General features: G+C 59.1%; 22 protein-coding genes. 12 read left to right on the top strand and 10 right to left on the bottom strand.

Annotated elements, in window-relative coordinates; translation table 11 throughout:
• Positions 1 to 593: 593 nt before the first annotated feature.
• Both FHT77_RS23760 and FHT77_RS23755 read left to right on the top strand, forming a co-directional pair.
• Positions 594 to 782, top strand: coding sequence for a hypothetical protein (locus FHT77_RS23760; protein WP_183757288.1), 189 nt, complete (start codon positions 594 to 596; stop codon positions 780 to 782).
• A gap of 164 nt (positions 783 to 946) precedes the next feature.
• On the top strand, positions 947 to 1,375 hold the full coding sequence (locus FHT77_RS23755; protein WP_183757287.1) for a DUF4864 domain-containing protein: 429 nt from the start codon (positions 947 to 949) through the stop codon (positions 1,373 to 1,375).
• A gap of 52 nt (positions 1,376 to 1,427) precedes the next feature.
• Here FHT77_RS23755 and tgt read toward each other — a convergent pair whose 3' ends face one another.
• The 5 genes from tgt to coaD form a co-directional block, all read right to left on the bottom strand.
• Entirely contained in the window at positions 1,428 to 2,558 is a 1,131-nt protein-coding gene (gene tgt / locus FHT77_RS23750) for a tRNA guanosine(34) transglycosylase Tgt (RefSeq protein WP_183757286.1), read from the bottom strand.
• Positions 2,559 to 3,641 (bottom strand): tRNA preQ1(34) S-adenosylmethionine ribosyltransferase-isomerase QueA, encoded by a 1,083-nt coding sequence (gene queA, locus FHT77_RS23745; RefSeq protein WP_183757285.1) that lies wholly within the window; start codon positions 3,639 to 3,641, stop codon positions 2,559 to 2,561.
• A 72-nt stretch (positions 3,642 to 3,713) separates the two neighbouring features.
• Complete coding sequence (locus FHT77_RS23740; protein WP_183757284.1) at positions 3,714 to 4,223, bottom strand: peptidylprolyl isomerase; 510 nt, start codon at positions 4,221 to 4,223, stop codon at positions 3,714 to 3,716.
• 26 nt (positions 4,224 to 4,249) lie between these two features.
• The gene (locus tag FHT77_RS23735; RefSeq protein WP_183757283.1) at positions 4,250 to 4,819 is read right to left on the bottom strand and encodes a peptidylprolyl isomerase; all 570 of its coding nucleotides are present in this window, start codon (positions 4,817 to 4,819) and stop codon (positions 4,250 to 4,252) included.
• A 28-nt stretch (positions 4,820 to 4,847) separates the two neighbouring features.
• Positions 4,848 to 5,342 carry a pantetheine-phosphate adenylyltransferase gene (gene coaD / locus FHT77_RS23730; protein ID WP_183757282.1) on the bottom strand — a complete coding sequence of 165 codons (495 nt, stop codon included), beginning with the start codon at positions 5,340 to 5,342 and terminating at the stop codon, positions 4,848 to 4,850.
• Between the two features lie 178 nt (positions 5,343 to 5,520).
• Between coaD and FHT77_RS23725 the strand changes: the two genes are divergently transcribed.
• The 3 genes from FHT77_RS23725 to FHT77_RS31965 all read left to right on the top strand — a co-directional run bounded on the left by FHT77_RS23725 (position 5,521) and on the right by FHT77_RS31965 (position 6,155).
• Entirely contained in the window at positions 5,521 to 5,742 is a 222-nt protein-coding gene (locus tag FHT77_RS23725; protein WP_183757281.1) for a hypothetical protein, read from the top strand.
• 89 nt (positions 5,743 to 5,831) lie between these two features.
• Positions 5,832 to 5,987 carry a hypothetical protein gene (locus FHT77_RS23720; protein ID WP_183757280.1) on the top strand — a complete coding sequence of 52 codons (156 nt, stop codon included), beginning with the start codon at positions 5,832 to 5,834 and terminating at the stop codon, positions 5,985 to 5,987.
• Between the two features lie 33 nt (positions 5,988 to 6,020).
• Positions 6,021 to 6,155 (top strand): hypothetical protein, encoded by a 135-nt coding sequence (locus FHT77_RS31965; RefSeq protein ID WP_259130528.1) that lies wholly within the window; start codon positions 6,021 to 6,023, stop codon positions 6,153 to 6,155.
• A gap of 223 nt (positions 6,156 to 6,378) precedes the next feature.
• On the opposite strand, the gene gyrA is transcribed toward FHT77_RS31965, so the two are convergent.
• Positions 6,379 to 9,165, bottom strand: coding sequence for a DNA gyrase subunit A (gene gyrA / locus FHT77_RS23715; protein WP_183757279.1), 2,787 nt, complete (start codon positions 9,163 to 9,165; stop codon positions 6,379 to 6,381).
• A gap of 225 nt (positions 9,166 to 9,390) precedes the next feature.
• On the opposite strand from gyrA, the gene FHT77_RS23710 reads away from it, so the two are divergent.
• The gene (locus FHT77_RS23710; protein ID WP_183757278.1) at positions 9,391 to 10,032 is read left to right on the top strand and encodes a MarC family protein; all 642 of its coding nucleotides are present in this window, start codon (positions 9,391 to 9,393) and stop codon (positions 10,030 to 10,032) included.
• Here the strand turns inward: FHT77_RS23710 and FHT77_RS23705 are convergent.
• Together FHT77_RS23705 and FHT77_RS23700 are read right to left on the bottom strand one after the other, a co-directional pair.
• The gene (locus tag FHT77_RS23705) at positions 10,029 to 10,424 is read right to left on the bottom strand and encodes a hypothetical protein (RefSeq protein ID WP_183757277.1); all 396 of its coding nucleotides are present in this window, start codon (positions 10,422 to 10,424) and stop codon (positions 10,029 to 10,031) included. The two genes, FHT77_RS23710 and FHT77_RS23705, sit on opposite strands and share 4 nt — an antisense overlap.
• Before the next feature lie 317 nt (positions 10,425 to 10,741).
• Positions 10,742 to 11,278, bottom strand: coding sequence for a single-stranded DNA-binding protein (locus FHT77_RS23700; RefSeq protein WP_183757276.1), 537 nt, complete (start codon positions 11,276 to 11,278; stop codon positions 10,742 to 10,744).
• A gap of 249 nt (positions 11,279 to 11,527) precedes the next feature.
• Here FHT77_RS23700 and uvrA point away from each other — a divergent pair, with 249 nt between their 5' ends.
• From uvrA to FHT77_RS23685, 3 genes are read left to right on the top strand one after another with little or no spacing between them, the layout of a single operon-like run.
• On the top strand, positions 11,528 to 14,452 hold the full coding sequence (gene uvrA, locus FHT77_RS23695) for an excinuclease ABC subunit UvrA (protein WP_183757275.1): 2,925 nt from the start codon (positions 11,528 to 11,530) through the stop codon (positions 14,450 to 14,452).
• Positions 14,449 to 14,913, top strand: a complete 465-nt coding sequence (locus FHT77_RS23690; protein WP_183757274.1) for a GNAT family N-acetyltransferase — start codon at positions 14,449 to 14,451, stop codon at positions 14,911 to 14,913. Before uvrA ends, FHT77_RS23690 begins: the two co-directional genes overlap by 4 nt.
• A gap of 15 nt (positions 14,914 to 14,928) precedes the next feature.
• On the top strand, positions 14,929 to 15,735 hold the full coding sequence (locus FHT77_RS23685) for a DUF72 domain-containing protein (RefSeq protein WP_183757273.1): 807 nt from the start codon (positions 14,929 to 14,931) through the stop codon (positions 15,733 to 15,735).
• Between the two features lie 8 nt (positions 15,736 to 15,743).
• On the opposite strand, the gene FHT77_RS23680 is transcribed toward FHT77_RS23685, so the two are convergent.
• Entirely contained in the window at positions 15,744 to 17,216 is a 1,473-nt protein-coding gene (locus FHT77_RS23680) for an NAD(P)H-hydrate dehydratase (RefSeq protein WP_183757272.1), read from the bottom strand.
• A gap of 341 nt (positions 17,217 to 17,557) precedes the next feature.
• Here FHT77_RS23680 and FHT77_RS23675 point away from each other — a divergent pair, with 341 nt between their 5' ends.
• From FHT77_RS23675 to hspQ, 3 genes are all read left to right on the top strand, one after another.
• Positions 17,558 to 17,896 carry a P-II family nitrogen regulator gene (locus tag FHT77_RS23675; protein ID WP_003539626.1) on the top strand — a complete coding sequence of 113 codons (339 nt, stop codon included), beginning with the start codon at positions 17,558 to 17,560 and terminating at the stop codon, positions 17,894 to 17,896.
• A 58-nt stretch (positions 17,897 to 17,954) separates the two neighbouring features.
• Positions 17,955 to 19,364, top strand: a complete 1,410-nt coding sequence (gene glnA, locus FHT77_RS23670; RefSeq protein WP_016553963.1) for a type I glutamate--ammonia ligase — start codon at positions 17,955 to 17,957, stop codon at positions 19,362 to 19,364.
• A gap of 154 nt (positions 19,365 to 19,518) precedes the next feature.
• Entirely contained in the window at positions 19,519 to 19,848 is a 330-nt protein-coding gene (hspQ, locus tag FHT77_RS23665; RefSeq protein ID WP_016553964.1) for a heat shock protein HspQ, read from the top strand.
• Between the two features lie 113 nt (positions 19,849 to 19,961).
• On the opposite strand, the gene FHT77_RS23660 is transcribed toward hspQ, so the two are convergent.
• Positions 19,962 to 20,621 carry an invasion associated locus B family protein gene (locus tag FHT77_RS23660; protein ID WP_183757271.1) on the bottom strand — a complete coding sequence of 220 codons (660 nt, stop codon included), beginning with the start codon at positions 20,619 to 20,621 and terminating at the stop codon, positions 19,962 to 19,964.
• Positions 20,622 to 20,706 lie beyond the last annotated feature (85 nt).

The raw sequence follows: 20,706 nt of genomic DNA, 5'->3' as shown, positions 1-20,706 counted from the left end.
CCGGCCGAAGTCTTCCGCAAGAAACTGCTCGCGCAGATCAGACATGCCGGCTAGCTTGATGAGCCACAAAAGTCGCGGTTCAGCATGAACTCACACCGAAGCGGTTTGGGTGGATGGAGCTCCCCTAGTTTGTCCTACAGTTGAATATGCGAATGGCGCGAGTTGATCGCGCGGATGCATGAGAAACAATCAGCAGACAGAAGTTGCACCTTTGCTCCGCCGCTACGGCCCAGCGATCAGTCGCGAACTGGTTCGGGATTTTTGCCATGATCGCGACACTCCGATAACGGCGCCGCCGCCGGCGGTATGTATAGTTGTTGAGCGCAACAGCCCGGATGCATCGCCCTTGTGTAAATATTAGCAATGATGTATATGGGGAGCGCCTGAACTTAATCAGGTGGATGACTCGGCTTTCTCCATCGCCAGCTATCCGCTTCTACTCGTTTCTTTGGTTCCCTCAGCCATCCTTGCCCGCGTGAGTGGGCAGTCGATGGAGAATGGCGAGGAACTTCGTTCTCGATCCACTCGATCGGGGGAAGTTCCTTGCTTGGATAGCGGGTTTTCTCTCGATCTTAACAGACAAGAGGAATCCTATGAATCTCCTCAAAGCAACTGCCATTATTCTTACGGCATTCTGCGGCCTTGCCGCCTTCGCGATTGCTACGCTGCCCATTATTTTTCCGACGGTGCACAGCACCGCGATGCTTGACGAACTTTTCAAGGTGATGACCTTCCTGTTTTCAACAGGTGCGGGCGCACTGCTCTTCAAGGCCCTCGGCTAGGCCGTAGACGCAGGCGGGGTCGCGAGGCGTCGCGACCCCGCAACCAAAGCGAAAGCGCCATGCAGTGACACTTCGCCAGGCGACCTGAGCGTGGCCGCGCTTCCTGCCCCTTCCCTTGTCCGTAGACTGCTTTAGAATGCGCTGACACAGCCGGAGCCGTTGCCATGCGCGCCATTCTTGCAATTTTCATTCTGTGTGCTGCGTCTTTCGTTTTTCTTGGTACCACTCGGGCCGAGGATCCGATCGACACGACGCGTACGATGATCGAGGCGCAGATCAAGGCATTCTTGAACGACGATGTTGATACGGCCTATTCCTATGCTGCGCCCGGTATCAAGGCGATCTATCCCGACAAGAATGTTTTCTTCGCGATGGTCAAGAAGAGCTATGAGCCGGTTTATCATCCCGGCAACTATGCCTTCGGCCGCAGCCGATCGATCGACAACGGCGCGATGATCTATCACGAGGTACTGATATCAGGACGCGACGGCAAGGACTGGACCGCGATTTATCAGGTGGCCCGCCAACCCGACGGAAACTACAAGATCAATGGCGTCCAGATCGTGCCGAACACCGAAAGCAAGGGCATCTGAGTGGCGGGCAGGCGGGCTTCCACCGGATGTAGTGGAGGTGCCCTTCCCGCCCTTACACCGGCTCCAGGTCGCCCCTCGCCCATTCTTCCTGGGTCTCTGCCATAAAGTCGGCAAACCGGCCTTCAGCGATCGCCTTGCGAATGCCCTGCATCAGTTCCTGATAGTATGCGAGGTTGTGCCAGGAGAGCAGCATGCCGCCGAGCGCCTCATTGGCACGTACGAGGTGATGCAGGTAGGCGCGCGAGTAGTCGCGCGAAGCCGGGCAATTCGACTGGTCGTCGAGCGGACGCATATCCTCGGCGTGGCGGGCGTTGCGGATGTTGACCTTGCCGCGGCGCGTAAAGGCAAGCCCGTGGCGGCCGGAACGGGTCGGCATGACGCAGTCGAACATATCGATGCCGCGAGCGACGGACTTCAGGATGTCGTCAGGCGTGCCGACGCCCATAAGGTAGCGTGGTTTCTCCGTGGGAAGAACCGGCAGCGTTTCCTCGAGCATCTTCAGCATGACGTCCTGCGGCTCGCCGACAGCGAGACCGCCGACCGCATAGCCCTTGAGATCGAGATCGGTCAGGGCCGCGGCCGAGCGGACGCGAAGTGCCGGCACATCCCCACCCTGCACGATGCCGAACATCGCCTTCCCCGGTTGGTTGCCGAAGGCGATCTTGCATCGTTCGGCCCAGCGTAGAGACAGCTCCATGGCGCGCTCGATTTCGCGCGGTTCCGCAGGAAGTGCCACGCATTCATCGAGCTGCATCTGAATATCAGAATCCAGCAATCCCTGGATCTCGATCGAGCGCTCCGGCGACATGTGATGCAAGCTGCCGTCGACATGCGACTTGAAGGTTACGCCCTGCTCGTCGAGCTTGCGCAGGCCCGAGAGCGACATCACCTGGAACCCGCCGCTGTCGGTCAGGATCGGATGCTCCCAGCGGACCAGCTTGTGCAGGCCGCCGAGGCGTGCCACGCGCTCGGCCGTCGGGCGCAGCATGAGATGGTAGGTATTGCCGAGGATGATATCGGCGCCGGTGTCGCGAACCTGGTCAAGATACATCGCCTTGACGGTGCCGACGGTGCCGACAGGCATGAAGGCCGGCGTGCGGATCGTGCCGCGCGGCATAGAGACCTCGCCCAGGCGGGCACCAGCGTCGGTCTTCTTGAGGGTGAACTGGAAGTTCTCGGTCATTTAGGTTTTCCGAAAAAGGAGGCTGGAATCGCCATAGGAATAGAAGCGGTAGCCCGTCGAAATCGCGTGGCTGTAGGCTGCGTGCATCGTCTCGAAGCCGGCAAAGGCCGAAACGAGCATGAACAGCGTCGAGCGAGGCAAATGAAAGTTTGTCATCAGCATGTCAACCGCCCTGAAGCGGTAGCCGGGCGTGATGAAGATGCCGGTGGCGCCGGCCCAGGCACGGATCTCGCCGTTTTCCTGCGCCGCACTTTCGATCAGTCGCAGCGACGTCGTGCCGACGCAGATGATGCGCCCGCCCCTCGCCTTAACCGCATTGAGGCTAGCAGCCGTCTCGGCGCTGACATAGCCGCTTTCAAGATGCATCTTGTGATCGTCGGTGTCGTCGGCCTTCACAGGCAGGAAAGTGCCGGCGCCAACATGCAGTGTCACGAAATGCCGTTCGACGCCTGCCTTGTCGATGGCTTCGAAAAGATCAGGCGTGAAGTGAAGCCCGGCCGTAGGAGCCGCGACGGCACCCTCCTCGCGGGCATAGATGGTCTGGTAGTCGGCGCGGTCGCGCTCATCCTCGGCGCGTTTCGCGGCGATATAGGGCGGCAGAGGAATATGCCCGACCGAATGGATCGCCTCGTCGAGCATCGGTCCGGAAAGATCGAACGCCAGCGTGACTTCTCCGCCCTCTCCCTTCTCTTCGACGGTGCATTCGAGCTTGCCGAGAAGGCAGCTGCTGCCGTCGTGGCCGAACGAGATACGGTCGCCGATCTTGATGCGCTTGCCGGGCTTGGCGAAGGCTTTCCAGCGGTTGGCGCCGATGCGCATGTGCAGCGTCGCCGAGACCTGCTGACCGCCGGCGCCCTCGCGATGACGGATGCCCTCGAGTTGCGCCGGGATAACCTTGGTGTCGTTGAAGACGAGTGCGTCCCCTGCCCTCAGAAAGCTGGGCAGATCCCTCACCCGATGGTCCGACAGCTGCGTCTCCCTGGCTGGGTCGACGACGAGCAGACGCGCGCTGTCGCGCGGCTCGGCTGGCCGCAGGGCGATCCGTTCATCCGGCAGGTCGAAATCGAAGAGGTCTACACGCATCACTTAAAATCCAGGCAAAGCGAAACCCGCCCCACGCTTTCGCGCAAGGGCGGGTTTCAGCAGAAATCACAATCAGACGTCAGCGGCAACCCGCATCGAGACGATCGAGTCCGGATCGGTGACCGGCTCGCCCTTCTTGATCTTGTCGATGTTGTCCATGCCTTCGATGACCTGACCCCAGACGGAGTACTGCTTGTTCAGCCAGGGAGCATCGGTGAAGCAGATGAAGAACTGCGAGTTGGCCGAGTTCGGGTTCTGCGAGCGAGCCATCGAGCAAGTACCCCTGATGTGGCTGACGGCAGAGAACTCAGCCTTCAGGTCCGGCTTCTCGGAGCCACCCATGCCGGCGCGACCCGGGTTGAAGCTTTCGCTGCCCTTCTTGCCGAACTTAACGTCGCCGGTCTGCGCCATGAAATCGTTGATGACGCGATGGAAGACAACGCCGTCGTAGGCCTTCTCGCGAGCGAGTTCCTTGATGCGGGCGACGTGCCCCGGCGCCACTTCCGGCAGCAACTGGATGACAACCTTGCCCTTGGTGGTTTCCAGGATGATGGTGTTTTCGGGATCTTTGATCTCGGCCATTCTTCTTCTCCTACTTGTCTTGAAACTTACTTCTTGCCGACGGTGACTTTGATCATCCGGTCGGGATTGCTGACTTCGCCGTTCTGGCCTTCGCCGCGCTTGATCTTGTCGACGTTCTCCATGCCGGAAACGACCTTGCCGACGACGGTATACTGGCCGTTGAGGAAGGATCCATCAGCGAACATGATGAAAAACTGCGAGTTGGCCGAGTTCGGATCCTGCGAGCGGGCCATGCCGACCGTGCCGCGAACGAAAGGCGTCTTCGAAAACTCTGCAGGCAGATCGGGCAGGTCGGAGCCGCCGGTGCCGGCAAGGCTTGCATCAAAGCCCTTTTCCATGTTGCCGAACTTCACGTCGCCAGTCTGCGCCATGAAGCCTTCGATGACGCGATGGAAGGCCACGTTGTCATATGCGCCCTTCTTGGCAAGCGCTTCGATCTGCGCGACGTGCTTCGGCGCAACGTCGGGCATAAGCTGGACTACGACCGGGCCGTCCTTCAGCTGGATCGTCAGCGTGTCACTGGACTGCGCGAACGCGTCGCCGGCGAACGAAGCAAGGTAAAGCACGCCTGCAAATGCGAGATAGAAGAGTTTCATGTTGGCTCCGTTGCGGCGAAAATGTCGCCTAGGATTTGCGCTTGGATTGAAGGGCTTTCAATACGGCAGCCGGTACAAAGGCGCTGACATCGCCTCCCATGGCAGCGATTTGCCGGACCAATGTGGCGGTTATGGGCCGCGAGGCCGTCCCAGCCGGCAGAAAGATCGTTTGAATGTCAGGCGCCATCTGGCGGTTCATGCCGGCCATCTGCATTTCGTAGTCGAGATCGGTACCGTCACGCAGGCCGCGGATCAGCAGCGCAGCGCCATGAGCGCGCGCCGCATCGACCACGAGATTGTCGAAGGAAACGACCGAGATATTCCTGGCCTTCTCAGGCAGCGCATCCGCCAGAGACTGGCGAATGAGATCCGCCCGCTCATCGAAGGAAAAGAGCGGCGTCTTGCCGGGATGGATGCCGATCGCGACAATAACCTCGGACGCAACATTCAGCGACTGGATGAGCACATCCAGATGTCCGTTGGTCAGTGGGTCGAACGACCCCGGATAGAAAGCTGTCGTCATTGGCCTAGCCGTTTGTTTCGACGCCTTTTGTCACGGATAAAGGTCGCCCGCAAGTCGTTTGCCCGTCGCTGAACGGTGGATGAATGCGGCATTCAAGGCGGCTTCAGGCGAGATCTCTATAACAGAGAGCGTCAACAGCCGATGTCATTCCGGCATCGGTCCCTCCCCGGAAGCGCTCATGCTGATCATCATTGTTGCACTTGCTGTCATCGTCTCGCTGCTTGCCGAATTTTTCTACGGCTACGTGCAAGATAAGATGGATGCAGGTTGGGTTCGGCCAAGCGTGCGGGAACATTACGCAATCGTGCGTGCGACCGGAAATTTGGCGTTTAAACCGATTAAGAATTCTGAACGCCAGATGAACGACGCATTCAAAGTCGCTTCAGATCGGCCTTGGTAAATGACCGGCCAATACCCCTGGAACCATTTTCGCACGCATGCGTTCACTCAACCGAAGCGTAACGCGATACGCTGCACAAGGAAGAAAATATGCCCAATAAGATTACCATGATTAATGCCGTCTGGATGGTAATGATGACCGGTATGCTTGCAGCGACTATCGCGCTCTACGATCACAAAGTGGATGCGTCCAAGGTATATGGCCCCTATGCGTCGGCACGCGCGGCGATAACGAGCCAGTACTAAGGAACGTGAACGCAAAGCCCAGGAGGATTGCTCATGTTCACGATATTGACTGTGCTTACTGCCCTAATCAGCATCATGTTTGTCGTGTCCGTGGCCTCCACCATCGCCGCTCTTCGCCATGAAAGCGAAGAGTTGAAGAAGGTCGATGGAAAGCAGAGTTGGTTCTAGCGCTGCCGCTGACCTAGGAACGCCCCGATTTCAAGGCCGGATGACTCTGTCATTCGGCCTTTTGCATGCTTGGGACGGCAATGGTGATCTCGCGTGTGGTGTCGACGAGAGACGCTCTTGGTCCGCTCGACGCCGAACCATGATGACGTCATCGATTTCCCTGCCGTCGCGCAAAAGAAAACCGGGCAGCTTGCCCGGTTTTCAAAGTCGCCATTTCAGTGCATCAAGCGTCCGCGTCAGGCGCGCTCTCGGCGGCGGGCCCAATGTCGTCGCCATTCTCGGTAACGTCTTCTGACTCTTCTTCCTCGGGCTCGCTGATGCGCTCGACGGATACCACCTTTTCGTCCTTAGCCGTCGAGAAGATAGTCACGCCCTTCGTCGCGCGGCTGGCGATGCGGATGCCGCCCACGGGGACGCGGATGAGCTGCCCGCCATCGGAAACCAGCATAATCTGGTCGCCCTCGTTAACCGGGAAGGCCGCCACCAACTCGCCGATCTCCGCGGTCTTCGACGTATCGGTAGCCCGAATACCCTTGCCACCGCGGCCAGAAATCCGGAAGTCGTAAGAAGAGGAGCGCTTGCCGAAGCCCTTTTCGGAAACCGTGAGCACGAATTGTTCGCGTGCCTTCAGTTCCTCGTAGCGTTCGTCGCTCAGTTGTCCCTCTTCGGTCACCTCCTCGCCGACGAGCGAGATTTCCTCAGCGTCACCTGTCGTCAGGCGCCGCTCGCTTGCTGCACGCTTGAGATAGGCCGCGCGTTCCCAGGGCTCTGCATCGACATGGCCGACAATCGTCATCGAGATGATCCGATCGCTGTCGCCAAGGTTGATACCGCGGACACCGATGGAGTTGCGGCCGGCGAAGACGCGGACGTCATCGACCGGGAAGCGGATGCACTGGCCAAGCGCCGTGGTCAGAAGCACGTCATCATGCTCGGTGCAGGTCTCGACCGAGAGGATTTCGTCGCCCTCTTCTTCCAGCTTCATCGCGATCTTACCGTTGCGATTGACCTGGACGAAGTCGGAAAGCTTGTTGCGGCGAACCGTGCCGCGCGTCGTCGAGAACATCACGTCGAGCGTGTCCCAGCTCTCCTCGTCCTCCGGCAACGGCAGGATGGTGGTGATGCGTTCGCCGGGCTCTAGTGGCAACATATTGATGAGCGCCTTGCCACGGGATGTCGGCGTGCCGATCGGCAGGCGATAGACCTTCTCCTTGTAGACGATACCGCGCGATGAGAAGAACAGAACCGGCGTATGTGTGTTGAGAACGAATAGCTGGCTAACGAAATCCTCGTCTCGCGTGGTCATGCCGGAGCGACCCTTGCCGCCGCGGCGCTGAGCGCGATAGGTCGTCAGCGGCACGCGCTTGATATAGCCGAGATGCGAGACGGTCACGACCATGTCTTCGCGGGCGATGAGATCCTCATCGTCCATCTCAAGCCCGCCGTCCATGATTTCGGTGCGGCGCGGCGTGCCGAATTCGTCGCGAACCGCAGCAAGCTCTTCCTTGACGATTGTCTGGATCCGGACGCGCGACGAAAGGATCTCAAGATAATCCTTAATTTCTTCGCCTATCTTATTGAGTTCGTCTCCAATTTCGTCGCGGCCAAGAGCTGTCAGGCGCGCCAGGCGCAATTCGAGGATGGCACGCGCCTGCTCTTCTGAGAGGTTGTACGTCATATCCTCGTTGATACGGTGACGCGGATCATCGATCAGTCGGATCAGGCTCTCGACGTCGGATGCCGGCCAACGGCGGGTCATCAGTTCTTCGCGTGCGGTCTGCGGATCCGGCGCCTGCCTGATCGTGCGGATGATTTCATCGATATTGGCGACGGCAATTGCGAGGCCGACCAAGACGTGCGCCCGCTCGCGCGCTTTGCGCAAGAGAAATTTCGTTCTCCGGCTAACGACTTCCTCGCGGAAGAAAACGAAGGCGCGCAGCATGTCGAGCAGCTGCAACTGTTCCGGCTTGCCGCCGTTTAGCGCCACCATGTTGCAGCCGAAGGATGTCTGCAGCGGGGTATAGCGGTAAAGCTGGTTCAGGATCACGTCGGCATTCGCGTCGCGCTTCAGCTCGACGACGACGCGGTAGCCCTGGCGGTCGGACTCGTCGCGAAGGTCGGAGATACCCTCGATGCGCTTGTCGCGCACCAGTTCGGCCATCTTCTCGATCATCGTCGACTTGTTCACCTGATACGGGATCTCGGTGATGATGATCTGCTCGCGATCGCCGCGCATCGGCTCGATCGTTGCAACGCCGCGCATGATCACCGAACCGCGGCCGGTCTCGTAAGCCGAACGAATGCCGGCGCGGCCAAGGATCTTGGCGCCTGTCGGAAAATCCGGGCCAGGAATGATCTGCATGATATCCGGAAGTTCGATGGCCGGATTGTCGATCAGTGCGATACAGCCGTCGATGACTTCGCCAAGATTGTGTGGCGGAATGTTGGTCGCCATGCCAACGGCGATACCACCCGCCCCATTGACCAAGAGGTTCGGGAATTTCGCGGGAACGACGACGGGCTCCGACAGCGTGCCGTCATAGTTGTCGCGGAAATCGACTGTCTCCTTGTCGAGATCGTCGAGCAACGAATGCGCGGCCTTCTCCAGACGGCATTCGGTGTAACGCTCTGCCGCTGGCGGATCGCCGTCGACGGAGCCGAAGTTGCCCTGGCCGTCGATCAACGGCAGGCGAAGAGACCAGTCCTGGGCCATTCGCGCCAGCGCGTCGTAAATCGCCGAGTTGCCATGGGGATGGTATTTACCCATCACATCCCCGGTCACGCGGGCGCACTTGACGTATTTCTTGTTCCAGTCGATGCCGAGCTCGGACATGCCGTAGAGGATGCGGCGGTGCACAGGCTTGAGGCCGTCGCGCACATCAGGCAAGGCGCGGCTGACGATAACGCTCATCGCGTAATCGAGATACGACCGCTGCATTTCCTCCATGATGGAGATGGGCTCGATGCCTGGCGGGAGCTTCCCGCCGCCGGGGGGTGTTTGCTCAGTCAAAACGGATCACGATCTCTTCTAGAATCACTTGAAGATTTATAGCGGAAAGGCTGTTCCTGCGCCAATTTTGGCAAGGGTTTTGAACAGTCTTTTGCGGTCTTATGAGGGCAATTTTGGCCTCAATGGCAACTATTTACGCCATTCGAAGAGCGCCATTTGCCAAATTGATTTCTCCGCATCACAATCGTCCAAAACCGAGCGTTTATATGGGCTCATGGAGGGACAATGGCAAGCGCCGACCAACTGATCAACGCCTTCACGACGCTGCTTGTCACCATCGATCCGCCTGGCCTCGCGCCAATCTTCCTCGGCCTAACCACCGGTATGAGCCGTAGCCAGCGAAAGCAGGTGGCGCTGCGCGGCTCGATCATCGCCCTTGTCATCCTTGCCATCTTCGCGCTGTTCGGCGCGAGTGTACTCGGGGTCCTCGGCATCTCGATCGGCGCCTTTCGCATCGCCGGTGGCCTTCTCTTGTTCTGGATTGCGTTTGAAATGGTTTTCGAGAAGCGGCAGGACCGCAAGGAGAAGACGAGCACGGCCGCAATCACCATCGATCATATCCATAATATTTCGGTTTTTCCGTTGGCGATTCCGCTAATCGCCGGTCCCGGCGCGATTTCCGCGACCATCCTGATTGCCGGGTCAATGCACAGCTCCATCGAGCGCGCGCAATTGATCATCGTCCTTGCATCGAACCTGCTACTGCTCTTTTTCTCCTTGCTTGTCGCTGAAAGAGTCGATCGTTTCCTGGGTGTTACGGGGCGCGCAATTCTGACGCGCCTTCTCGGCGTCATCCTGGCCGCGCTGGCAACGCAATTCGTGGTTGATGGCCTGAAGTCCACCTTGGTCACAATGCCCGCGGGCTAGGCCTGGAGTAGGCGCTTTTGTGCTTCCAGGATCGTTTGCCGAGGCGCATCGGCCCGTTCGAATATTTGATAAAGGAATAACTTTACTGCCTCGGCTTCGCGAAGCACGACCGAGGTCAGTGCCGGATCGGTTTCGGCCCATGCCCTCATCGTGGCGATTGATCTGCCGATGGCGCCAGACCTGCGCATCGCGGCGGAGTTGAACAGTTTGCTCTCAACCACGTACCAGACGAAAATCCGGATTGCGACAGATCTGATGTGCGGCTCCTCTGCGCGGAGAGACTTGAATTCGCCCCACAGCGTCCGCAAGTGGTTTTCGCTCAGGCGGTCGAGATCCAACCCCAATTCAAGAAGGTCGTCCGCGACCATCGTTCTCGCAGCACTGGCCGTCATTGACCGAAATTGGGAGTTCGCTTCTCTCATCCTACGAATATCGCGCGGGTCTGGAGATTTGAGAACCCAGCCGTGCCTATCCTTTCGGAGAGTGAGGCGCCGTCACTTTGACTAGAATGATCGACTGAAATGCATCGCGTCCGCCTATTCGACTGAGGTATCGCGATGGAATGGTGACCGGGCGCTGCCGAGATGGGCCCGGTCCGGCTGAAGTCTTGGGCCTGTGAGAAAGAGCCGGCTGCGCCAAGCCTCGAGCCAAAACGCGTTCGGCGCACCTCTCGGCGCGCCGTCATAGATGCCGTCGATGACGGCTTCGATCAGAACGGGATATCGTCGTCGAGATCGCGCGAGAAGTTTCCGCCGCTACCGCCGCTGCTGCGACCGGACGATTGCGAGGGCGCGCCGTAATCGTCGCCGTAGCCACCGCCGCCACCGAAATCGCCACCGCCGGCATTGCTGCCGCGACCGCCGCCAAAGCCGGAGCTTGCGCCTCCGCCCTCGCCGCGACCGTCGAGCATCGTCAGCGTCGAGCCGAAGCCCTGTAAAACGACTTCCGTAGAATAGCGGTCCTGGCCATTCTGGTCCTGCCACTTGCGGGTCTGCAGCGCACCCTCGATATAGAGCTTGGCGCCTTTCTTTACATACTGCTCGACGACCTTGCAGAGGCCCTCGTTGAAGACCACGACAGTATGCCATTCCGTCTTCTCGCGGCGTTCGCCAGAGTTGCGGTCGCGCCAGGTCTCGGACGTCGCGATGCGAAGATTGGCGATCGGCCGGCCATCCTGGGTCCGCCGGATTTCGGGGTCAGCGCCCACGTTCCCGATCAGAATTACCTTGTTTACGCTGCCAGCCATACTTTCACCTTACCTGCCGCCCTGCCCGGCGGCGCTTGAAACAATCGGTGCACCTTAAACCATAGGGCGCCGGCGATGGGCGCCCATAGCCGGTTCATCCACAGAGAATTTTGTTCTTTATTTGTTCTAGTTTATCCCTATGATCCTGTCAACCGAATCGAAAACCTTGCAGCAGACGGACATTGAGCCTCGACTCGCCAGCCGGCATCACTAAATAAGGGGCTGGTTCCAGCACAGAAGCAGAAGACGATGAGCGAACTGAAGACGATTTCCATCCGCGGCGCGCGCGAGCACAATTTGAAGGGCATCGATCTCGATCTGCCGCGAAACAAACTGATCGTCATGACCGGTCTTTCGGGATCCGGAAAGTCGTCGCTTGCCTTCGATACGATCTATGCGGAAGGCCAGAGGCGCTATGTCGAAAGCCTGTCGGCCTATGCGCGCCAGTTCCTCGAAATGATGCAGAAGCCCGACGTCGATCAAATCGACGGCCTGTCGCCGGCGATTTCGATCGAGCAGAAGACGACCTCGCGCAATCCGCGCTCGACGGTCGGTACGGTAACCGAGATCTACGACTACATGCGTCTGCTCTTTGCGCGCGTCGGCATACCGTATTCGCCTGCAACCGGGCTACCGATCGAGAGCCAGACGGTCAGCCAGATGGTCGACCGCGTGCTGGAGTTCGGGGAAGGCACGCGTCTCTACATCCTCGCGCCGCTCGTGCGCGGGCGTAAGGGCGAGTACAAGAAAGAGCTGGCGGACCTGATGAAGAAGGGCTTCCAGCGCGTGAAGGTCGATGGCCAGTTCTACGAGATCGCGGACGTCCCAGCCCTGGATAAGAAGTACAAGCACGATATCGATATCGTGGTCGACCGCATTGTCGTCCGCCCCGATATGGCATCGCGCCTCGCAGACAGCTTCGAGACCTCGCTAAGGCTTGCCGACGGCTTGGCCGTTGCGGAGTTCGCCGACAAGCCGTTGCCGCTGGAAGAAACCGCCGCCGGCGGGTCTGCCAACAAGTCGCTCAACGAAACGCACGAGCGAGTCCTCTTCTCGGAAAAATTCGCCTGTCCGGTGTCGGGCTTCACCATTCCCGAGATCGAGCCGCGGCTTTTTTCCTTCAACAATCCAGCCGGCGCCTGCCCGACCTGCGACGGTCTTGGCGCACAGCAGAAGATCGACGCCAATCTGATTGTGCCCGAGCCTGAGCGCACGCTACGCGATGGCGCCATTGCGCCGTGGGCGAAGTCGACATCGCCCTATTACAACCAGACGCTGGAGGCCCTCGGTAAACACTACGGCTTCAAGCTCGGTGCGCGGTGGAACGATCTGTCCGATATGGTCAAGGACGTCATCCTGAATGGCACCGACGAGAAGATCGAGTTCCACTATGCCGATGGTGCGCGGTCTTATACCACGCATAAGAATTTCGAGGGCATCATCACCAATCTCGAGCGCCGCTGGAAGGAGACGGATTCCGCCTGGGCGCGCGAGGAAATCGAGCGTTATATGTCGGCCGCCCCCTGCCCGTCTTGCGGCGGCTATCGCCTGAAGCCGGAGGCACTTGCTGTCAAGATCAACGCGCTGCATATCGGCCAGGTGACCGACATGTCGATCCGCGTCGCCCGAGACTGGTTCGAAGTTCTGCCGCAGTCGCTGAGCGCCAAGCAGAATGAGATTGCCGTTCGCATCCTGAAGGAGATCCGCGACCGCCTGCGCTTCCTCAATGACGTCGGCCTGGACTATCTCAGCCTGTCGCGAAACTCCGGAACCTTGTCCGGTGGCGAGAGCCAGCGCATCCGGCTGGCGTCGCAGATCGGTTCCGGCCTGACCGGCGTCTTGTATGTCCTCGACGAGCCGTCGATCGGCCTGCATCAGCGCGACAACGCTCGATTGCTCGATACGCTGAAGCACCTTCGTGATATCGGCAATACCGTGATCGTGGTCGAGCATGACGAGGACGCGATCTTGACCGCCGACGATGTCGTCGACATCGGTCCGGCGGCCGGCATCCATGGTGGCCAGGTGATCGCCCACGGTACGCCGCAAGAGATCATGGCGAACCCGAAGTCGCTGACCGGCAAATATCTGTCCGGTGAACTCGGCGTTCCGGTTCCAGACGAACGGCGCAAGCCCAAGAAGGGCAAGGAGATCAAGGTCGTCGGTGCCCGCGGCAACAATCTGAAGAATGTCACCGCCTCCATCCCTCTCGGCGTCTTTACGGCCGTTACCGGCGTATCGGGGGGCGGCAAGTCCACGTTCCTGATCGAGACGCTGTATAAATCTGCCGCGCGGCGCGTCATGGGCGCGCGTGAAATTCCCGCCGATCATGACCGCATCGACGGTTTCGAGCACATCGACAAGGTCATCGACATCGATCAGTCGCCGATCGGCCGCACGCCGCGCTCCAACCCCGCGACCTATACGGGCGCGTTCACCCCGATCCGCGACTGGTTTGCCGGTCTGCCGGAAGCGAAGGCGCGCGGCTATCAGCCGGGACGCTTCTCGTTCAACGTCAAGGGCGGACGCTGCGAAGCCTGCCAGGGCGACGGCGTCATCAAGATCGAGATGCACTTCCTGCCTGATGTCTACGTCACCTGCGATGTCTGTCATGGCAAGCGCTACAACAGGGAAACGCTCGACGTCACGTTCAAGCACAAGTCGATTGCCGACGTGCTGGATATGACTGTCGAGGAAGGCGTCGACTTCTTCGCGGCTGTTCCAGCCGTGCGTGACAAGCTGCAGGCGTTGAAGGATGTTGGCCTTGGGTACATCAAGGTCGGGCAGCAGGCCAATACGCTGTCCGGCGGCGAGGCGCAGCGTGTCAAGCTGGCCAAGGAGCTGTCGAAGCGGTCGACCGGCCGTACCCTCTATATCTTGGACGAGCCGACGACTGGCCTGCATTTCCACGATGTCGCCAAGCTCCTGGAGATGCTGCAGGAGCTGGTCAATCAGGGTAATTCGGTCGTTGTGATCGAGCACAATCTCGAGGTGATCAAGACCGCGGACTGGATTCTCGATTTCGGTCCGGAAGGCGGCGATGGTGGCGGCGAAATCGTCGCCGTCGGCACGCCTGAAGCGATCGTCAAGGAGAAGCGGTCCTATACCGGGCAATTCCTGAAGGAGTTGCTTGAACGGCGACCTGCTCGAAAAGCCGTAGTGGCAGCTGAGTGATGCTGAGAGCGGCGTCGCTCGATGATCTGCAGGCGGTCGAAGCGCTGACCGCCGAAGCCTATGCTCCATATACGCGTCTTCTTGGGCGCCCGCCGATCCCCGTCACCGAGGACTACGCGCCGCGCATTGAACGCGGTGAGGTCTGGCTGCGGGAGGTACTCGGCGGGCTTGCCGGTCTGGCCGTCATTGAGCGGCACCCGGACCATGTGATGCTCTTCAGCGTCGCCGTCTCGCCGAAATTTCAGGGCGGCGGTCACGGTCTTGCCATTCTGAGATGGGTGGAAGCGATCGCGCGGGAATGGCAGCTTCCGGAAGTGCGTCTCTACACGAATGCGCGCATGGAACGGAATATTGCGCTCTATCGAGCATTTGGCTTTCAGGAAACGGGTCGCCGCGAAAATCCGCATAGGCCAGGATGGGTGATCGTCGACATGGCAAAGCATGTCGACGCACAGATATAATCAGAGGAGGAAGGAATGACGAAATCCGGCAATGTTCGCGTCGGCATCGGCGGCTGGACCTTCGAGGCATGGCGGGACCACTTCTACCCTGGGGATCTGAAGCAGAAGGACGAGCTGCACTACGCAAGCCGCCAGCTGAGGGTCATCGAGATCAACGGCACCTATTACAGCTCGCAGAAGCCGGAAACCTTCGCCAAATGGGCTGCGGATGTGCCTGACGGCTTTATCTTTTCGCTCAAGGCCAGCCGTTTTGTCACCAATCGTCGCGTGCTGGCGGAGGCTGGCGAGTCGATGGAGCGTTTTCTGACGCAAGGTTTAACGGAGCTTGGTCCGCACCTTGGACCAATCCTCTGGCAGTTCGCACCGACGAAGAAGTTCGATCCGGATGATTTCGAAGGCTTTCTCAAGCTGCTGCCGGCAGAGCAGGACGGGCTTCCCCTGAGGCACGTCGTCGAGGTCCGGCACGATTCCTTCAAGGTTCCCGAGTTCGTGGCGCTGCTGGAGAAATATGCCGTCGCACCAGTTATCGCCGAGCATTTCGACTACCCGATGATAGCGGATGTTACGGCCGACTTTGTCTATGCGCGCCTGCAGCAGGGTTCCGATGAGATCAAAACCTGCTACGCGCCGAGTGATTTGAAAGCTTGGGCCACGCGCCTCGAAACCTGGGCGGATGGCAAGGTACCGGGCGATCTGCCTCTGATTGATGGCGAGCGCAAGGTTGCGACCGAGCCGCGGGATGTCTTCGCCTTCATGATCCACGAAGGCAAAGTCAATGCGCCCTTTGGAGCAATGGCATTACAGGAAGCGGTGTCGCGATAGGCCTGTCGTCAGAGCGGACGAACCTGCGTCGCCAGGTCTTCCGCCGTCAGCCCTTTGCCCGCCCGCATGCCGGCCTCTCCATGCATGTAGACGCCCGCAGCGGCGGCCTCGAAAGCGGGAACGCCTTGAGCCATGAGCGCTCCGATGATCCCGGCCAGAACATCACCGGAGCCGGCGGTCGCGAGCCAAACGGGTGCGTTGGTGTTGATGTATGCTCTGCCGTCGGGTGAGGCGATGACGGTGTCAGCGCCTTTGTAGACGATTGCGGCGTTTGCCCGTGTCGCTGCTGCTCGCGCCTTTTCGACTTTTCCCATGGCGGTGTCGGCGGCGATATCGGGAAACAGTCTACCGAACTCGCCCTCGTGTGGCGTAAGCACTAGACGCGGCTTGCCGGAAAACTTTGAAAACAGCTCGTCAGGGGCACTTTTGAACGAGGAGAGCCCGTCGGCATCCAGCACCAGATGCCTCTCGGACAACGCGGCGACGAACCGACGTGCCTTCTCGCCTACGCCGAAACCCGGCCCGAGAACGAAGGTCTGCAGCCGCGCGTCATGCAGCCAATCGCGGAGTGCCGCCTCGTCCTCGATCGGATGCAGCATGATCGCGGTCAGATGTGCTGCATTCTCGTCGATCGCATCGTCCGGCGCGGCGATTGTCACCAGCCCTGCCCCCGCCTTCAGCCCTGCCATAGCAGACATCCGCGCGGCGCCTGTCTTGCTCGCTTCGCCGGAGAAGACGACTAAGTGACCTCGCTTGTATTTGTGTGTCTCCAGTCCGGCAGAAGGCAAAACCTCATGCCAACGTTCGGGTCGATTCTCGGCGATCTGCTGTTTCTTCTCTGCGCGGATGATGCGACCGGGTATGCCGATATCAAAGACTTCGAGTTCACCGCAGAGTTTGCGCCCCGGCATCAGGAGATGCCCGGGCTTTCGCGTCATGAAGGTGACGGTTCTGCTGGCGGCAAATGCAGCGCGCCGGACCGATCCGCTGCGACCATCAACGCCAGATGGCAGATCGACGGCAATGACCGGCACACCTGCTCCACTCACCCGTTCGATTGCGTCTCTAACGTCGGCCGGAACATCACGTGCAAGGCCAGCGCCAAAGATGGCGTCGACCACCACATCGCCGCTCCGCGGCTGATAGGATTCAAGTGGCCAAACCACGGTCGGGACGCTATCCCTTGCCCGAGCGGCATCTCCTTTGAGCCTCGCTGGCTCCCCCAACTGGAAAATCTCAACGGCAACGCCGCTCTCTGCCAGGTGGCGCGCTGCGACATAGCCATCGCCGCCGTTATTGCCAGGCCCGCAAAGGACGACGGCGCGAAGGGCGGTGGGAAAATGACGCAACAAAGTGGCGGCAATTGCTGCTCCTGCGCGCTCCATGAGCGCATAGCTGTCGATCCCGGATCCGGTTGCCGCCGCATCGACTGCCGTCATTTCTTCTGGAGTAAGGAGTAACTCGGAGATTTCATCGATCATCGCCGCATTCAAACAGAAATCGCCTAAATAACAACCGGCTGATTGATTGGCGGTGAGCTCATAAAATAATCAAATGCATAAAATATATACAATTGCCGCGCATTTGTGCGGACCACTAGTGCGGGCGAATGTTACGAAAAACGGCCCGAAATTGCGTCTGGTGGATCGATTCTGGAAAATTCTTGGCCGAAAATCGATGAAAATCCCCGAGATTGCGGACTTTTACGAGCAACGAGGCTCGTTTTTCGAAAAATCAGCTTCCCAACTGGCACGATAACTGCATCATCACGGCAGCAGGTCTGAGCCTGCCATTAACGGGAGAAGCGGAGAGTCATTTTCTCATGAAAAAGATCGAAGCGATCATCAAGCCCTTCAAGCTCGACGAAGTGAAGGAAGCCCTTCAGGAAGTTGGCCTGCAGGGCATCACAGTCACGGAAGCGAAGGGCTTCGGTCGCCAGAAAGGCCATACGGAACTCTACCGTGGTGCAGAATATGTCGTCGACTTTCTGCCGAAGGTGAAGGTGGAAGTCGTTCTCGCGGACGAGAATGCGGAAGCCGTCATTGACGCCATCCGCAAGGCCGCACAAACCGGACGCATCGGCGACGGCAAGATTTTCGTGTCAAATGTGGAAGAAGTCATCCGCATTCGCACCGGCGAGACCGGTATCGACGCAATCTAATCTTTATCGCCTTTCCGGCGAGCCAAAGTATCGTCATCTCAAATAAAGGAACTATTTAATGGCGACCGCAAGCGAAATTCTTAAGCAAATCAAGGAAAACGACGTCAAGTTCGTCGATCTGCGCTTCACCGATCCCAAGGGCAAGCTGCAGCACGTCACGATGGACGTCGTCTGTGTCGACGAAGACATGTTTGCCGATGGCGTCATGTTCGACGGTTCCTCGATCGCTGGCTGGAAGGCCATTAACGAATCCGACATGGTGCTGATGCCCGACCCGGAAACGGTCCACATGGACCCGTTCTTCGCGCAGTCCACCATGGTCATCCTCTGCGATATCCTCGATCCCGTCTCCGGCGAGGCCTATAACCGCGATCCGCGCGGCACCGCCAAGAAGGCTGAAGCTTACCTGAAGGCATCGGGTATCGGCGACACGGTCTTCGTCGGCCCGGAAGCTGAATTCTTCGTCTTCGACGACGTTCGCTACAAGGCCGACCCTTACAATACTGGCTTCAAGCTGGACTCCACGGAACTGCCGTCCAACGACGACACCGAATACGAGACCGGCAACCTCGGTCACCGTCCACGCGTCAAGGGCGGCTACTTCCCGGTTCCGCCGATCGACAGCTGCCAGGACATGCGTTCCGAAATGCTGACGGTTCTGTCGGAAATGGGCGTTGTCGTCGAGAAGCACCACCACGAAGTGGCTGCTGCTCAGCACGAGCTCGGCATCAAGTTCGACACGCTCGTTCGCAACGCCGACAAGATGCAGATCTACAAGTACGTCGTGCACCAAGTCGCCAATGCGTACGGCAAGACGGCAACCTTCATGCCGAAGCCGATCTTCGGCGACAACGGTTCGGGCATGCACGTACACCTTTCGATCTGGAAGGGCGGCAAGCCAGGCTTCGCCGGCGACGAGTATGCAGGTCTTTCCGAATCCTGCCTCTACTTCATCGGCGGCATCATCAAGCATGCCAAGGCGCTGAATGCCTTCACCAACCCGTCGACGAACTCCTACAAGCGTCTCGTCCCGGGCTATGAAGCACCGGTTCTGCTCGCCTATTCGGCGCGCAACCGATCGGCTTCATGCCGCATTCCGTTCGGCAGCAACCCGAAGGCAAAGCGCGTCGAAGTCCGGTTCCCGGATCCGATGGCGAACCCGTACCTCGCCTTTGCAGCGATGCTGATGGCTGGCCTCGATGGCATCAAGAACAAGATCCATCCTGGCAAGGCCATGGACAAGGATCTCTACGATCTGCCGCCGAAGGAACTGAAGAAGATCCCGACTGTCTGCGGCTCGCTGCGCGAAGCGCTGGAAAGCCTAGACAAGGACCGCAAGTTCCTGACCGCTGGCGGCGTCTTCGACGACGACCAGATCGACAGCTTCATCGAGCTGAAGATGACGGAAGTCATGCGCTACGACATGACCCCGCACCCAGTCGAATACGACATGTACTATTCGGCTTGATCTGAAAACCGAGGCCCCGGCTCCCGCCGGGGCTTCACCGACCGATGTCATGGTCGTCAAATGGCGTATGTGACACTCATGTGACGAGATCCCGCACAAATCTTGATTTGAGTGGGGCCAATCACCAAATCAGGTGATGAAAGGAAGTCGTACCATGAAAGAAAGAGTAGCTAAGTTCAGTATCGGCGAAGTGGTTCGGCACAAGGTATTTCCGTTTCGCGGCGTCATCTTCGATGTCGATCCGGAATTCGCGAACACGGAAGAATGGTGGAACTCCATTCCCGCCGAAGTGCGCCCCAGCAAGGATCAACCCTTCTATCACCTGCTGGCAGAGAATGATGAAAACGAATACGTTGCCTACGTATCCGAGCAGAACCTGGTGAACGACGAGAGCGGCGTCCCGCTCCGCAACGAACAGGTCTATCAGATTTTCGATATGGCACCGACGGGGCAGTTCAAACCCAAGATGAGCTTCGCCCACTAACGTTCACTGCCATAATTCAAAACCCCGCTCGCCGCGGGGTTTTTCTTTGTCTGGATTGGGCAACAAAAACCCGGCGCGAGGCCGGGTTCTTCGACAATTCCGATGGGCCCAGATTACTGAGCCTTGGCAGCCTTCTGGGCTTCTTCGAGCTTCTTGCGCGCTTCGTCAGCCTTCTTCTGCATGCTGTCCTGCAGGCTCTTCTGGCTTTCGGCGAGCTTGGAGGCGGAAACCGCTTCGCCATCGAATGCGCCGGTGAAGCCTTCGAGCGAGATCTTGATCGGGTTCGGCGCACGACGGAAGTTGATCGAGGTCAGAACCAGATCGGTGCCCTTCTTCAGGCTGGCGACCATGGCGTCGGTCAGCGGGATCTGGGCGACGCAACGGTCGGGCATGCACATCAGGTAGTCGATCTTCTGTGCCTTGCCGCCGTCGATCTGCATCGCCACACCTGGCGGGATCAGACGTGCCGGGGGAACCGAAACCTGAAGGCTCTTGTTGTTGATCTTGCCGGAGACGCTGATGAGGCCGACGCCCGTAACGAGCTGGCCGCCGCCTGCGAGAACGACGTTCTGGACGACGCAGACATCATTGTCTTCCTGCTTGCTGCAGGTTTTGTACCAGCCGAGACGCGGAGCGCCGGCAGCCGTGGCAGGCGCATCGGCGGGTGCTGCTGCTTCCTGCGCGTAGGACGATACCGGAGCCGCTGCAGCACCAAGCATCACTGCCAGAACGGACAGGGCTGCCCGCGTTTTGTTTTCAGCCTTGAACATCATAACGAATTCCGTCTCCTGAAATCCCTTAGGGACGACAACGTGCCATCCTCACCAACAGGGTTGTTCGCACTCCACCTCTTAAAAC

It is taken from the genome of Rhizobium sp. BK181 (genome assembly GCF_014193305.1).
Lineage (GTDB): Bacteria > Pseudomonadota > Alphaproteobacteria > Rhizobiales > Rhizobiaceae > Rhizobium.
The sequence above is the reverse complement of the archived record's forward strand: the minus strand, read 5'-3'. Positions and strand labels throughout refer to the sequence as shown.

Excerpts from the sequence above, each read along its gene's own strand:
- glnA (WP_016553963.1), top strand. The coding sequence starts at position 17,955 with ATGGCGACCGCAAGCGAAATTCTTAAGCAAATCAAGGAAAACGACGTC.
- FHT77_RS31965 (WP_259130528.1), top strand. The coding sequence starts at position 6,021 with ATGTTCACGATATTGACTGTGCTTACTGCCCTAATCAGCATCATGTTT.
- FHT77_RS23760 (WP_183757288.1), top strand. The coding sequence starts at position 594 with ATGAATCTCCTCAAAGCAACTGCCATTATTCTTACGGCATTCTGCGGC.
- FHT77_RS23710 (WP_183757278.1), top strand. The coding sequence starts at position 9,391 with ATGGCAAGCGCCGACCAACTGATCAACGCCTTCACGACGCTGCTTGTC.
- FHT77_RS23675 (WP_003539626.1), top strand. The coding sequence starts at position 17,558 with ATGAAAAAGATCGAAGCGATCATCAAGCCCTTCAAGCTCGACGAAGTG.
- FHT77_RS23660 (WP_183757271.1), bottom strand. The coding sequence starts at position 20,621 with ATGATGTTCAAGGCTGAAAACAAAACGCGGGCAGCCCTGTCCGTTCTG.
- FHT77_RS23680 (WP_183757272.1), bottom strand. The coding sequence starts at position 17,216 with ATGATCGATGAAATCTCCGAGTTACTCCTTACTCCAGAAGAAATGACG.
- uvrA (WP_183757275.1), top strand. The coding sequence starts at position 11,528 with ATGAGCGAACTGAAGACGATTTCCATCCGCGGCGCGCGCGAGCACAAT.
- hspQ (WP_016553964.1), top strand. The coding sequence starts at position 19,519 with ATGAAAGAAAGAGTAGCTAAGTTCAGTATCGGCGAAGTGGTTCGGCAC.
- FHT77_RS23740 (WP_183757284.1), bottom strand. The coding sequence starts at position 4,223 with ATGGCCGAGATCAAAGATCCCGAAAACACCATCATCCTGGAAACCACC.
- FHT77_RS23755 (WP_183757287.1), top strand. The coding sequence starts at position 947 with ATGCGCGCCATTCTTGCAATTTTCATTCTGTGTGCTGCGTCTTTCGTT.
- FHT77_RS23700 (WP_183757276.1), bottom strand. The coding sequence starts at position 11,278 with ATGGCTGGCAGCGTAAACAAGGTAATTCTGATCGGGAACGTGGGCGCT.
- FHT77_RS23705 (WP_183757277.1), bottom strand. The coding sequence starts at position 10,424 with ATGACGGCCAGTGCTGCGAGAACGATGGTCGCGGACGACCTTCTTGAA.
- tgt (WP_183757286.1), bottom strand. The coding sequence starts at position 2,558 with ATGACCGAGAACTTCCAGTTCACCCTCAAGAAGACCGACGCTGGTGCC.
- queA (WP_183757285.1), bottom strand. The coding sequence starts at position 3,641 with ATGCGTGTAGACCTCTTCGATTTCGACCTGCCGGATGAACGGATCGCC.
- FHT77_RS23735 (WP_183757283.1), bottom strand. The coding sequence starts at position 4,819 with ATGAAACTCTTCTATCTCGCATTTGCAGGCGTGCTTTACCTTGCTTCG.
- FHT77_RS23725 (WP_183757281.1), top strand. The coding sequence starts at position 5,521 with ATGCTGATCATCATTGTTGCACTTGCTGTCATCGTCTCGCTGCTTGCC.
- coaD (WP_183757282.1), bottom strand. The coding sequence starts at position 5,342 with ATGACGACAGCTTTCTATCCGGGGTCGTTCGACCCACTGACCAACGGA.
- FHT77_RS23720 (WP_183757280.1), top strand. The coding sequence starts at position 5,832 with ATGCCCAATAAGATTACCATGATTAATGCCGTCTGGATGGTAATGATG.
- FHT77_RS23685 (WP_183757273.1), top strand. The coding sequence starts at position 14,929 with ATGACGAAATCCGGCAATGTTCGCGTCGGCATCGGCGGCTGGACCTTC.